General features: G+C 35.6%; 16 protein-coding genes and 1 tRNA gene. 3 read left to right on the top strand and 14 right to left on the bottom strand.

All coding sequences use genetic code 11. The annotated features are described in order from the left end of the window. Positions 1 to 155: 155 nt before the first annotated feature. Both EKM64_RS03630 and EKM64_RS03625 read left to right on the top strand, forming a co-directional pair. Positions 156 to 347, top strand: coding sequence for a hypothetical protein (locus tag EKM64_RS03630; RefSeq protein ID WP_125675698.1), 192 nt, complete (start codon positions 156 to 158; stop codon positions 345 to 347). A 140-nt stretch (positions 348 to 487) separates the two neighbouring features. Continuing rightward, the gene (locus EKM64_RS03625) at positions 488 to 772 is read left to right on the top strand and encodes a hypothetical protein (protein WP_125675696.1); all 285 of its coding nucleotides are present in this window, start codon (positions 488 to 490) and stop codon (positions 770 to 772) included. 81 nt (positions 773 to 853) lie between these two features. Here EKM64_RS03625 and EKM64_RS03620 read toward each other — a convergent pair. The 3 genes from EKM64_RS03620 to miaA all read right to left on the bottom strand — a co-directional run bounded on the left by EKM64_RS03620 (position 854) and on the right by miaA (position 3,453). After that, positions 854 to 927, bottom strand: a tRNA-Arg gene (locus tag EKM64_RS03620). A 350-nt stretch (positions 928 to 1,277) separates the two neighbouring features. Beyond that, the gene (locus tag EKM64_RS03615; protein WP_125675694.1) at positions 1,278 to 2,534 is read right to left on the bottom strand and encodes a methionine gamma-lyase family protein; all 1,257 of its coding nucleotides are present in this window, start codon (positions 2,532 to 2,534) and stop codon (positions 1,278 to 1,280) included. Next, the gene (gene miaA / locus EKM64_RS03610) at positions 2,518 to 3,453 is read right to left on the bottom strand and encodes a tRNA (adenosine(37)-N6)-dimethylallyltransferase MiaA (RefSeq protein ID WP_125675692.1); all 936 of its coding nucleotides are present in this window, start codon (positions 3,451 to 3,453) and stop codon (positions 2,518 to 2,520) included. Before miaA ends, EKM64_RS03615 begins: the two co-directional genes overlap by 17 nt. Before the next feature lie 82 nt (positions 3,454 to 3,535). Here miaA and EKM64_RS03605 point away from each other — a divergent pair, with 82 nt between their 5' ends. Beyond that, positions 3,536 to 3,730, top strand: a complete 195-nt coding sequence (locus tag EKM64_RS03605; protein ID WP_125675691.1) for a DUF3042 family protein — start codon at positions 3,536 to 3,538, stop codon at positions 3,728 to 3,730. Positions 3,731 to 3,782: 52 nt separating this feature from the next. On the opposite strand, the gene EKM64_RS03600 is transcribed toward EKM64_RS03605, so the two are convergent. From EKM64_RS03600 to pheT, 11 genes are all read right to left on the bottom strand, one after another. Further along, positions 3,783 to 4,187 carry a rhodanese-like domain-containing protein gene (locus EKM64_RS03600; RefSeq protein WP_125675856.1) on the bottom strand — a complete coding sequence of 135 codons (405 nt, stop codon included), beginning with the start codon at positions 4,185 to 4,187 and terminating at the stop codon, positions 3,783 to 3,785. Between the two features lie 18 nt (positions 4,188 to 4,205). Further along, entirely contained in the window at positions 4,206 to 5,174 is a 969-nt protein-coding gene (locus EKM64_RS03595) for an ROK family glucokinase (protein ID WP_191988516.1), read from the bottom strand. Between the two features lie 15 nt (positions 5,175 to 5,189). Continuing rightward, positions 5,190 to 5,405, bottom strand: coding sequence for a YqgQ family protein (locus EKM64_RS03590; RefSeq protein WP_125675689.1), 216 nt, complete (start codon positions 5,403 to 5,405; stop codon positions 5,190 to 5,192). Next, the gene (locus EKM64_RS03585) at positions 5,398 to 6,063 is read right to left on the bottom strand and encodes a rhomboid family intramembrane serine protease (RefSeq protein ID WP_125675687.1); all 666 of its coding nucleotides are present in this window, start codon (positions 6,061 to 6,063) and stop codon (positions 5,398 to 5,400) included. Before EKM64_RS03585 ends, EKM64_RS03590 begins: the two co-directional genes overlap by 8 nt. Next, entirely contained in the window at positions 6,056 to 6,616 is a 561-nt protein-coding gene (locus EKM64_RS03580) for a 5-formyltetrahydrofolate cyclo-ligase (RefSeq protein ID WP_125675685.1), read from the bottom strand. The genes EKM64_RS03585 and EKM64_RS03580 overlap by 8 nt, the downstream gene beginning before the upstream one ends. A gap of 49 nt (positions 6,617 to 6,665) precedes the next feature. Then, positions 6,666 to 6,815: a 50S ribosomal protein L33 gene (rpmG, locus tag EKM64_RS03575; protein ID WP_083480699.1), complete on the bottom strand. Its 150-nt coding sequence runs from the start codon at positions 6,813 to 6,815 to the stop codon at positions 6,666 to 6,668. Between the two features lie 86 nt (positions 6,816 to 6,901). Then, positions 6,902 to 9,013 (bottom strand): peptidoglycan D,D-transpeptidase FtsI family protein, encoded by a 2,112-nt coding sequence (locus EKM64_RS03570; protein ID WP_125675683.1) that lies wholly within the window; start codon positions 9,011 to 9,013, stop codon positions 6,902 to 6,904. 28 nt (positions 9,014 to 9,041) lie between these two features. Continuing rightward, positions 9,042 to 9,338, bottom strand: a complete 297-nt coding sequence (locus tag EKM64_RS03565; RefSeq protein ID WP_125675681.1) for a HesB/YadR/YfhF family protein — start codon at positions 9,336 to 9,338, stop codon at positions 9,042 to 9,044. A 50-nt stretch (positions 9,339 to 9,388) separates the two neighbouring features. Continuing rightward, positions 9,389 to 9,865: a transcription elongation factor GreA gene (gene greA / locus EKM64_RS03560; protein WP_125675679.1), complete on the bottom strand. Its 477-nt coding sequence runs from the start codon at positions 9,863 to 9,865 to the stop codon at positions 9,389 to 9,391. A 110-nt stretch (positions 9,866 to 9,975) separates the two neighbouring features. Beyond that, on the bottom strand, positions 9,976 to 11,124 hold the full coding sequence (gene mltG / locus EKM64_RS03555) for an endolytic transglycosylase MltG (RefSeq protein WP_125675677.1): 1,149 nt from the start codon (positions 11,122 to 11,124) through the stop codon (positions 9,976 to 9,978). Positions 11,125 to 11,176: 52 nt separating this feature from the next. Further along, the gene (gene pheT, locus EKM64_RS03550; protein ID WP_125675675.1) at positions 11,177 to 13,585 is read right to left on the bottom strand and encodes a phenylalanine--tRNA ligase subunit beta; all 2,409 of its coding nucleotides are present in this window, start codon (positions 13,583 to 13,585) and stop codon (positions 11,177 to 11,179) included.

Here is a 13,585-nt window from a genome sequence, read left to right as displayed (position 1 = left end):
ATTGTATAACAATCAAGATAATCTACAAGAAATATCTATTATGAGTATTTAAAGGAACGGGCTATTTTTTTACAGGTTCAATTTATGAATTTTCTTGATTTCATTTAAAGCTACTGTGTATAATCTTGTAAATAGAGGAATTAAAGGAGATTACTATGGTTTTATCTGATGCTCAACGAAAGGCAAACAAAAAATGGCATAAGAACAACAAAGAGCGTGCAAACTATATTGCCATGCGATCATCGGCTAGAAGTTTTATCCGCAAAAAATCAACTCTCGATGATCTTAAGGAGTTAGAACAAATAATTAATAATCGAAAAAAAGAACTAGTTGATGATGAAGTTTAGTCGATATTTCGAAAGTAAACCTTTCGGTTATCGACATTTTTATTTATCCCCCTTTAGAATCATCTTAATTTATCAAAAAGTTAGGGCTTACAGTCATATAATAGTAAGATTTTGCTATACTTGGCATAGGGGTGGAAAATATGAGTATAATTATTACATTTATAAATGGAGAAAAACTGAGAATCAAAGCTGACACATATATTAGAACTAGTAAAGCCCTCTCATCTCGTTTCAGTGATGAGGGAGATACATATTATCTCGAACAAATCTTTGAAGGTAACTTTGAAGACGGAAAACAGTATAATTCAATTGATGAAGTGGCTAAAATTGAAGGGTTGCTTGGAACTAGTGATTGGTTCAGTATCGGAAAAGATAGCACGAGATCACTCAAGACCTCATCGATCATGAGCATCGAGCGAGAATAGGATTTAATGACAATTAAAAATAAAAAGAGCAAAAGAAAAAGCTGTAAGTATTGATAAACAATACTTACAGCTTTTTGATTATGCTGCAGGTGAGATTCGAACTCACGACCTACGGTTTAGAAGACCGTTGCTCTATCCAGCTGAGCCACTGCAACATCACTTGTATTATTATAGAGAATGTACCCCAATGATGTCAACGGAAAAATAAAAAAAATCATTTTATTAGACTAAAAAAACTAGATCTAACGATCTAGCTTAATTTGTTACTTATTTTCTTTTTCTAACTCAGCGGCAATCTCTCTGTCGTGCACTGTATCCTCGGAATCTTTAGGACTACTATTCTTTATTAACTGAATCAAATTTTCTATTTTCATAGGCCCACACTCCAGGTATCTTTACAGCTTTTTATGTCATCAGTATCTGGACATCAGTATCAATTGCCAATATCATAACAAATTTTATTTAATTTATTAACAAATCAGCTCATATGTTTAAACATATTTTATTATTTAAAAAATAATTCTTTACAAGCATTAGAAATAGCAATTTTCACATGCTCATACGTCAATCCACCCTGAATATATATAATATATGGTGCACGCATTGGACCATCTGCAGAAAACTCTACACTGGCTCCTGATACAAATGTTCCGGCTGCCATAACAACTTCATCTTCATATCCTGACATTTCACTTGGAATTGGCAAAACATTAGAATCGATCGGTGAAAATTTTTGAACAACTTTAGCAAATTGGACCATCTTATCTGGATCGTTAAATGTAATAGTTTGAATCAAGTCGGTTCTATCATCATTCCATTTTGGTGAAACATTTAAGCCAAGATTTTCAAAGATAGCTGCTTCAAAGATGGCTCCTTTAATAGCATTACCTGTAACTCTTGGTGCTAAGAAGAATCCTTGGAACATCTCTGCCAAACGGTCGATCGTCGCACCTTCTGAATCACCAATACCAGGAGCAGTCAGACGATAACTTGATAGCTCAACAAGTTCTTTTTTACCAACAATATAACCACCAGTTCTAGCAATACCACCACCGGCATTTTTGATCAATGAACCGGCCATTATGTCAGCACCAACTTCGGTTGGTTCAATGGTCTCAGAAAATTCTCCATAACAGTTATCAACAAAGATAATTGCATCGGGTTCAACTTCACGTACGTTTTTTATGATCTCAGCAATCTCAGACACCGTCAAACTTTTCCGTGTTGAATAACCACGAGATCTTTGAATAGCTACTACTTTAGGTTCTTGTTCCTTAATTTTTTTAGCCATTGTTTCAAAATCAACTTTATCGCCAATCATTTCAACATAGTCAAAACCAATTTTATAGTCTATCAACGAACCCTTCTTGTTACCCGCTATACCAACGACTTCTTGCATAGTGTCATAAGGTTCACCAGTAACATATAACAAATTATCTCCAGGGCGCAACATGCCAAACAGGGCAGTAGCTAAAGTATGTGTTCCCGAAACAAATTGTGGACGCACAAGAGCAGCCTCTGTCTTAAAAACATCTGAATAAATAGCTTCTAATTGATCACGACCACGATCATCGTCACCATAACCAGTTGTCCCAAGTAAACTGCTCTCATCAATTCCCTCATTGCGAAAGGCACTTAAAACTTTTTCTTGATTATCTAAAACACGATCATCAATTTCTGCTAGTTGTCCGGAAATCTGCTGATCGGTTTTTTTAATGACTTCTTTTAATCCCTCTGGAAAATCCTTATTCCAAGTTGTCATATTTTCCTCCTAAAAATTTTGTTATCTTTTGGTTGATTACCGATTGATAATCATTTACCTCACTGATATTATACCAATCTACATCCATTTGATTTCTAAAATATGTTAATTGTCGCTTCGCAAAGTGTCGAGAATTCTTTTTTATTTCATCTAAACAGCTATTAAGATCTGAAACACCTTCAAAATATGGAAATAGTTCTTTATAACCAATTCCGTTCTTAGCCTGAGGAATGGTAGCACGATTATCAAAAACAGCCTTAGCTTCTTCAATAAGCCCCATATCAGCCATTTTGTCTACTCTTTGGTTGATACGATCATAAAGTTCTTCCCTATCATCTGTTAAGCCAATAATATAAAAATCAGCCCATTTGTCGCCGTTGCTCTGCTGAGTAATCGATTTTCCTGTTGTTTGATATACTTCAATTGCTCTAATAATCCGTCTGGAATTACTTAGGTCAATTGAATCATAAGCTTTTGGATCAGTGCTCTTTAAGATTTCCTGTAATTTTTCCAGTTTGCCACTCTTTTCTAATTGGAGCAAGCTATCACGTAGGTCATCATTACCTGAAGCTGAACCTCCTAAGTTCAAGTTTTGAACCAACGAGTTCAAGTAAAAGCCTGTACCCCCAACAATGAAGGGCGGTTTATTATTCATATTAAGTTCATGAATAATAGAAACAGCTTTTTTTTGAAAATCTTTGACTGTATAACGCTGATCGACATTACAAATATCCACCAAATGATGCTTGACAAGTTTTAATTCCTCTTTTGAATCTTTAGCAGTACCAATATCTAAATGACGATATATCTGCATCGAATCACCAGAAATTATCTCTCCATTAAATTTTTGTGCTAAATTAATTCCTAAAGCGCTTTTGCCAACTGCTGTTGGACCAACAATCGCGATAACTTTTTCCAAAAAACTCACCTCTGACGCTAATTTTATAGATATTTTTCCTAAAATACGCCATAATATAACCAAGGATAGGAGGTATGACATTATGGCCAAACAACAAAAACATTTTCGCTTTGCTAAAGGTTTCTTAATTGGTTCAGTAACTACTGCTACTGCAGTTTATGGTGCCCTTCACGCTTTCAAGAAGAACGTGATCGAACCTGAGGATCAAGAAAACGACCGTGTCGAAGCTAACCGTCGTCGTGCAAACCGTAAAAGCCTACAAGCACATCAAGGCTAACAATTTAAAATCTATAGCAAAAAGTCGAGACAATGTCTCGACTTTTTTTATTTTATAGTTTAGTAGTTTTTTTAGTTTTACCTTTCCATTCAGAAAATCGTTCATCTAACCATTTAACATCTTCAAATCCCCACTTTTTGAGTTTCAAAGCTGCTCTGATACTTACAGAAGGACGTTCTTCGTACAAATAAACCGGTAAGTCGGGTCTCAATTCACCTTCGTTATACTTCAATTGAGTATATGGTAAATTTCTAGCACCCAAGATGTGTTTTGAATCAAAATTATTCTTTTCACGCAAATCAATAATTTGTGCTTTTCTCATATTTTCTTCAAATTCATCTTGATCGATAGCACCCTTTAATCTTCTTGCTTGAATCCTATAATATGCCCATGAACCAACCATATATGCAAAGACCGCAATTACGATTATGTACAAAATTATATTTAAAACCTTCATATCCATCAAAAATACCCCCTATTTCATCTTGATCAATGAGGCAGCGCCAATAACTCCTGCACCATTACCAAGACTAGCCAAACGTAATTCGGTTGAATCTTTGATAGTAGCGAACTCATTAACACGCATTGCCTTGTTAACTTTATCCAATAAGAAATCACCAGCAGCTGAAACTCCACCACCAATAACAACATATTTAGGATTTAGTGAGTTGGCAATATTAGCCAAAGCAAAGCCCAATGAATCACAAACATAATCTGCAACGATCAATGCAAGATCATCATTTTTCTTAGCTAAATCAAAAACATCTTTTGCTGAAATATCTTGCCCATCATCAAGCATAGCCTTAAGTTCTGAATCACCAGCGTATTCACCGGCACGATCTCTCGCAACATGCACGATTCCAGTTGCAGATGCGATAGTTTCTAAACATCCGCGTTTACCACATGTACATAGGAAACCATGAGGATCGACAGTAATATGACCGATCTCACCTGCGGCCCCGTTTGCACCATGTAATAAATTACCGCCAGCAATGATACCACCACCGACGCCAGTACCTAGAGTAACAAAGACAACATCATCCGCATTATTACCCGCACCCTTCCATCTTTCACCAAGGGCAGCAACGTTTGCGTCATTTTCAATTGTAACAGGAATTCCAGTACCTTCTTCAATATCACGAACAGGATATACTGAATCAGTCCAATTTAAGTTATAAGCGCCCTTAATTGTACCTTCTTTAAAATTAATAGTACCAGGTGAGCCTAGGCCAATTCCATCAAACTGATCAGCTTTCATTTCATACATTTTTAAATGATGTTTGATCGAATCAATAATATCAGGAATAATCATTTGTCCGTCTGCTAAAACGTTAGTTTCCATACTCCACTTTTGCTGGATATCTCCATCAGCAGTAAGTATTGCAAATTTGATTGTTGTGCCACCTAGATCAACACCAATTAGTTTTTTCTCTGTCACTGTCATCTTTCCTTCTCTTCTTTAATCTTTATTCTCTTCTTTTCTGTGTTCTGACTTTAACACCAGCTGAGCCCTAATAAAGGTATCTTTATCGATCATTTCATTATCAAATAAATTTCTGACTTCAATTGACATTAATTCAATATCCCAAAGTCTTTTACCTAAATGAACATAAGTACCAAAACGCTTCAATAACTGTTGTACATCATAGAGATTCTTTAAACTTACATTATCCAATGTTCATACCTCTTGCATACATAAAGTAAGAAACAACAATGATAATTATCACTGAAATTATCCTAATTATCAACTTTGGACGGTCTCCTTTTGGCAAACCTAAAACAAAACCTAAGAAGAATCCACCTACAATACCACCGATATGACCCCAAACATCGAAACTTGAACCCACTAAACTTATTATCAAGTTTAAAACGATCAAAGTTAGAAATGATTTACCCAACTCCTGAAATCCAGGGTTATCACGGTACATTAAAGCAAAGGCTAAAAACGCGGCAAAGGTTCCAAATAGTGAGGTACTTGCCCCAGCAGAAATAGTATAATATCCGCCAAAGGCAAAGCTAGCTAAATTACCAACTATTCCACTTAACATGTATAGAACAAAAAAACGCCAATGTCCCATCAAAGGTTCTAATGACCTACCCATAATATATAGAGTAAATCCATTCATCAAAATATGAAAAATACCTATATGTAAGAATATTGGTGCAATCAGGCGCCACCATTGGCCATCTTGAATCATGGGTGTAAATTTTGCTCCAAAATTAACCAAAGTACTTGTACTTTGAGAACCACCACTAATTGTTTCTAATATGAAGACACCAACGGTTAAAGCCAAAAGAAACCATGTAACATAGGGTTCTCTTTCTCTATACATTATTTTCGCCTTTCACCGTGATGATTTCATCCACTGATTTATCTAATACATAAACTGGCCAGGGAGTTTGCAAATAATATTGTTTCGACATTGCTAAAGCAAGCGTTTTCGTAGGATATGTGGCTAAGTAACGATCATAATAACCTGCTCCAAAACCTAAACGATTATTATCTTCTTTAGAAAAGGCCAATCCCGGAACAATGAGGAGTTCTGGAGGATTTACAGTGTCCACATAGTCTACTGGTTCTTTAGCACCAAACGAACTGTCTTCAAGTGAAGTTTCACTCGTATACTTAACAAAAGTCATTGTATAATCCGAAAAGGTCTTTGGTATATAGACATCTTTTCCCATATCCCAACAGTATTTGATAATTGGAAAAGTAGGAATCTCATTGTTCGTACTCAAAGTAATGCCAATATTATTTGAATTGATGAATTCTTCATTTTGGAATAACTGCATGTAAAGATCATTGATCTCTTGTTGCGCACTTCCAGATCTCATAAAGTCGTCAATCAAATCTATTTGCTTTTTTCTAAAGCTTACTTTGTCCAAATTTTTGCCTCCCTAGTAAAAAAAAACAACAGGGCTATTCACCTGTTGTTTATTTTGTTTCACGGTGCAATGTAACAGTACGTTCGCGTGGACAGTACTTCTTAAGTTCGAGACGCTCTGGATTGTTACGTTTGCTCTTGTTTGTTAGATATGTACGTTCATGACATGAAGTACATTCCATTGTTATATTTACTCTCATTGGGAACATCCTTTCATTATACTTAACTAAAATTCAACTAATTAAATATACCATTTTTTCAGTTATATTAAAAGAACTAATTTGGATTAATCCTGGCCAGTCATCTTATAATAGTACTCATAAATTGCCTTAGCAACAACCTGAGAGTAGCCACCTGTCTCAGAAGTTATGTTAGGGAACACAACTGCCATAGCAATATTAGGATTATCATAAGGACCAAAAGATACCAAACTATTATTAATAGTTTCAGGTGGATCACTATTGTTAGGATCCTTGGGATTAAAGTAGAACGTTTGAGCAGTACCGGTTTTAGCAGCAACTGCTGGTTTCAAATCTTTAAGCTTTGTAGCTGTAGTCCAACCATTAGTACCATGAACGGCGGCATACATACCACTTCTAACAACGTTAAGTTCAGAACTAGTAAAACCGACACGATTTAATACCTTAGGTTGAGTAACTGACTCAATAGTACCTTTATCACCATTATCGTTAGTGTTTTGAGTTGATTGAACAATATATGGACGCATTCTATATCCACCATTAGCAATAGTAGAAATATATTGGGCCATTTCCATCAAAGTATACGAATCGTAGTTACCAAAGGACAAATCAAGTGCTGAACCAGTCTTCAACTGACCATCACTAGTGTGCGTTGAACCAACAAGTCCTGTTGTTTCACCGGAAATATCAACACCAGTCTTAACACCTAACCCAAATTGATTAAAGTATCCCCTCATCTTAGAGAAAATATCAGAATCCATGTGGATATATGAATTAGGCGTGTATTTTGCATTAGCCTCTTTCATTGCTAAAGCCATCATATACTCATTGGATGAAACCTGAAGTGCCATTTCGGCATTCAAACTACTGAAAGTACCAATTGGATATACAGATTTCTTAATAGCTGTACCTGGTAAATAAATAGGAACATCGGCCTGAGTATTATTTGTTGGCGTGATTACGCCATCCATCAAAGCACCTAAAACTGTAGCGCCCTTAACAGCGGAACCCATAACAAACGCTCTATTTATAACACCTAATGAATCTTCAGTTGTCTTACCTGTAGTTGGATCATTCTTAATACCAGCTAGAGCTAAAATAGCCCCTGTTTTAGGATTTGTAACGACAACATAAGCACCATCAGAATATTGCGTAACTCCGTCAGATTGAGCAGTACTATAAGTAGATTCTAGGATACTTTGTACTTTCTTTTGGAACTTAGAATCAATAGTTAGATTTAAGTTACTACCCTTTTGTCCTTTATAGACAATTTTGCTCTTTTTGATTTGGTTATTACCGCCAATTTGAACTTCTTTTTGGCTCTTAGTACCAGAAAGTAAAGTTTCGTAGCTCTTTTCCAAATAACTGGTACCAACACGATCATTTCGTGAGTAACCATAAGCAAGCATTGTATTTAACTCATCATCAGGAATACCCTGCCTCTCAGTTGAAACACTACCAATGATACTTGCGATAGATTTCCCTTGAGGATATTCTCGATTCCAGTTTGTACCAATACTTACACCAGGAAGCTCAGTTAAATGCTCACTAACTTGAGCAATTTCTTTAGCTTTTAAATTTTTATCTTTCAAATAAACCGTTGAAAGTGAATAAGCAGAGCTCATTTTTTTAAAAACTGAGGCCTTAGCAAGATCAGCATCACTTAAATGAATTCCTTGTGCTTTAATATATTTAATCTCATTGCTATAAGTCTTACTTGAAGAGAGTTGATCACCATTTGAGTCGACTCTATATGACTTAGGCATTTGTTTGGCTACCTTGGCAGATTTACCAGGCGCAGCTAAAATATAGTCAGCTTCGTCACGAGTTGATAAATTATCTTTATCAAATGAGACATACTTCGTCAAACGATTGACGATTTGATAGATATCACTCGACTTAACACTTGAGCTCTTTGTATAAGTTATTGAATTTTCGGTTGAATTACCAACTAGTAATCTTCCCTTTGAATCATAAATCATTCCACGAGGTACATTGCCGCTCATTACTGTTTTGTCTGTTCGATCTACTTCAGCGGCAAATTTACCACCATAAACAATTTGTAAATATGCAAGTTGTCCCACTAATAAAGCAAACAAGGCAAAAACAATAAAAAAAAGCAGGTTCAGTCTAAATGGAATAGTAGACTTTGCTTGACTACCTGTTCTTTTCTTTATTATATCGAGTATTTTTCTCATAGGTTTCCCTTCAAAACACTAAAAAGCATTATTCATTAGATTTAAAAATATACTTGGGACCATCCAGGTCAGGATCATATTCTACTAATAAGTCATAGCGTGCAAAGAACCAAACATCGCTGTCAGTAATGAAATACGTAACACCATTGATCTCTGTACTTGATTCAGGTTCTACTGGTTTTTCAGTTCTAAATGCAATAGAGAAACCTTCATGGACCATTGTTTTGCCATAAACTTTACCATAAAAATGAATTCCATCTCCAGGTTGAACACCAACTTCATCTTCAAACCATCTAGATGCTTCCTCAGTTAATTCAATTTTCATTTCTTTCACCCCACTATTTTATAAAATAAACATAGCAGAAAACGATTACATTATGCAACTCCGACGGCTTTTATAGTTAAGTCATAACTACCTACTGGTGTATCAACTGTAACAATATCACCAACATGTTTACCGATTAGTGCTTTTGCAATTGGTGAATCATTTGAGATTTTACCATCATCTGGATCAGATTCTGCAGAACCAACAATGATATATTCTTCAGGATCATCATCATCTTCTTGAACTGTAACCTTTTTACCGACTGATACCTCATCATTAGCAACTTTATCAGTATCAATAACGTTAGCATATTGAATCATCTCAATTATTTGTGAGATACGTGATTCAACAACACTTTGTTCGTCCTTGGCTGATGTGTACTCAGAATTTTCTGAAAGGTCACCAAAACCTCTGGCAATCTTAATTCTATTGATAACTTCCGGTCTTTTGACCTTCTTTAAATCTTCTAATTCTTCTTCAAGCTTTTGCTTACCTTCTGCAGTCATTGGATAACTTTTGTCTGCCATTATTAAACTTCCTCACTTTTAAAATATCTATATTAATTTTTATTGAAACTTCAAAATGTCATCTAGCCAAGAGGGCCAGATGACACTTATCCATTATATCTAACTTCGGACTATTGTCCTAGTGAAGAATTCTTAGTTTCGTGCTCTTCAAGAGTATGTGAGTAATAAACTTTACCCGTCTTCAAGTTAGCAACGAAGTATAGATAATCTTCACTTCTATCAGAAGGATTCAAGACAGCTTCGATAGATTGTAAACTTGGCGTATTAAATGGACCAGGTCCATATCCCTTATTCTTATATAAGTTATATGGAGATTTTACACTGGTATCCTTATTTGTCAAACTAGTTTTATGTGTATTTAAAGCGTACATAACAGAGATATCTGACTGTAAAGGCATATCTACATCAATACGATTAAAGAATACACCTGCAATCTTCTTACGATCCTTATTAGTAACACCTTCACGTTCAACTAAGGAAGCAAGTGTCAATACTTGCTGAACTGTTAAGTTCTTTTCTTTGATTTGATCATAATAAGGTTTCATTTTTTCATCTTCATTAGCAACCATTTGGTTAACTAATTCCTTCATGGTCATCCCCTTATAAAGTCCATAAGTGGCTGGGAATAAGTAACCTTCAAGATGATATCTGACATTTTTCTTCTTCATTGATGAATCCAAAAGTTCAGGATACTTCTTTTGAAGGGCGGCCAGATACTTCTTATTTTTCATTAACTTCAAGAAATCCTTCTTCTTAAAGCTAGTGCTCTTTTGAATTTGATCGCCAATTTGATCAATTGTTACACCTTCACGGACCAATACAGTATCAGAGGCCGCACCAGTAGGTACAGCACTTCCACCCTTTTGCAATTGTTTAACGACTTCGTTCATCGACATTGATTGCTTAAAATGATAGTATCCTGCTTGGAAATCAGTGTAATTTTGAGCCTTAATATAGAAATTAAAAACAGTACCACTTTTAATAACTTTATCTTGCTCTAATTCTTTAGCAATATCTTTGCTAGATGAACCTACTGGAACTTTCACCACGATTTCATCGGTATTCTTTGAATTGTACGGTTGTAGTGAGCTATTGACGTAATTAAAACCAATAATAGCTACAACGACCGCCAAAACAGCGATAACCCCAACGATCCAGTATGCAATATGATTTGCAACGGTTCGTTCTTTAGCACGCGTTGAAATTTTATCCTCAGATTCTTTCTTTAATGCTTCTTTCTTGTCATCCTTTTGGCTCAAGACACAGCCTCCCGAGTTAATTTATTAAATTATACCATTAGTTTGGGCGCTATTATCTTATTTCCACATTAAATTTTTGAACAAGACTTTCTTTAATAACATCAAAAGCTTGTTCAACTGTTTCGTCAGTTAGTGTGTCGTTAGGGTTTTGGAAGACCAAATGGTAGCCTAATGACTTATGTCCCGGTTTGACGTGTGAACCTTGATAAAGGTCAAAGATATTAGCATCAATCAAGTATTTGCCACCATTAGTGAAAATATCGTTGACGATTTGTCCGCTTTCAACATCCTTATCGACTAAAATAGCTAAGTCACGACTTACACTAGGGTATTTAGGAGCGGTTTGAGATTGAACCTTACGTTTATTAAGCTCAAACAATTCATCAATGTTCAGCTCAAAGACAAATGTATCATCAATATTATGTTCACTTTGGTAACTAGGATGTAGTTTACCAATATAACCGACCCTTTGTCCATCTGCTGTTATAAATGCTGATTGTCCTGGATGTAAATTAGTGATTTCATCAGTCGTGACATATTCAAAATGACTCTTAGCATTAGTAAATGAAAGTAATTCTTCAACAATTCCTTTAACATCATAGAAATCTACTTCTTTTTTAGTAGTATTCCATGAATCATTGGCAATATTACCGCTAATTGCACCAGAGATGTATTCAACTTCGGCTGGACGATCTTCACCTTGATGACGATCAAAAATTCTTGCTTGTTCAAAAATAGCAATGTCATTATTGTTTCTAGCTTGATTGTAGGCAACATTATTGACCAATCCTGGAATTAAACTAGTTCTTAGATATTCATGGTCTTCTGTCATTGGATGCAATAATTTAGTTAAGTTAGTTTTTTTAGTATTGAAAGCTTTAACTTCAGTCTTGCTTAAAAGTGCAAAATTGATAACTTCATCTAATCCTTGGCTTAACAGTGAATCACTTAGCTTATTACTGAATTCACGTTTTGGAGAATAGCCACCACTAGTTTCCATACCTGAAGGTAATGTGCCCTTCAAGTTTTCATATCCATAAATTCTAATAACTTCTTCAATAAGATCTGCTTCAATTGCCATATCCCAACGTCTTGTAGGGATTGTAACTGTAACTGCATCACCATCAAGTTTAGCTTCGAAGCCTAGTTGATCGATGATCTTCATAATTTTATCCGTTGATAGATCTAATCCCATCAAATGGTTAATGTGTGCAATGCTACCAGTGATAACTGTTGGATTAGCTTCTGTCTTGTTGCCAACAATTTCTTGAGAGATCTCACTTACTGATCCAGTCTGGTCAACTAATTGAACAGCACGTTGTAATGCTTCAGAAACACTGCCATTATCAACGCCTTTTTCGTAACGGTTTGATGCATCTCCACGAAGATCATGACGTTGGGCAGATTTACGTACACTTACTCCATCAAATACGGCACTTTCAAGTAATACATTCTTTGTATCTGGTGTAACACGAGCACTTATTCCGCCAGCAACACCGGCTAGACCTAAGATCTGTGTACCTGAAGTTACAACAAGGTCGTTGTGACTCAATGATTTTTCAGTATCATCTTCAAGAGTAAATTTCTCACCACTCTTGGCATTTCTTACAACCAATTTATTTTCTTGTAACTTATCAAGGTCATATGCTTGGATAGGTTGACCATATTCGATCATAACGTAATTAGCAGCATCAATTACATTATTCACAGGTTGAATATTTTGATTCCACAAACGACGTTGCATCCAAAGTGGACTTTCACCTACTGTAATATCCTTTAATTCACGTAACAAGAAGTCGGGTACTAATTTTGGATCATTTACTTCAGCAGTAACATCAGATAGTTCTTTAACCTTTGCGTCATCTAATTCTGCTTTCTTTATGTCCGGTTTTTCATCGTAAGTTGCGCCAATTTCCCAGGCAGCTCCGTGCATACCCAAAGTATCGGCTCTGTTCGGTGTGATGTCTAAATCGACCATTTCATCAGTTAATCCTAATAATTCTAAAGCATTTGAGCCTGTTTTTTCAGCCTCTGGGAAAACATAGATCCCGTTTTGAAAAGCCTCTGGGACATATTTTTCAGGAACGCCAATCTCGTCTAATCCACAAATCATACCGTTAGATTCAATCCCGCGGATCTTACCATGTTTGATACGTTTTCCTTCTGGTAAATGTGCGCCATGTCTTGCAACGATAACATATTGTCCATCCGCAACATTAGGAGCACCACAAACTATTTGAATATCTTCATCTTCGCCAACATCAACGGTACAAACATTAAGATGATCTGAATCAGGATGAGGTTTGATACTAGTAATATGACCAACAACTAGTTTATCTAATCCTTGACTCAGGGTTACAGGATTTGATTCAATACCTGTCAATGATACTTTATTTGCTATTTCTTCAACTGTATGAGTAACGGGAATATACTCTTTTAACCAATTTAGTGAAATTTTCAT

Source organism: Companilactobacillus keshanensis (assembly GCF_003946205.1).
In the GTDB taxonomy this organism is placed as follows: domain Bacteria; phylum Bacillota; class Bacilli; order Lactobacillales; family Lactobacillaceae; genus Companilactobacillus; species Companilactobacillus keshanensis.
This window is presented reverse-complemented; position numbering and strand designations above follow the sequence as displayed.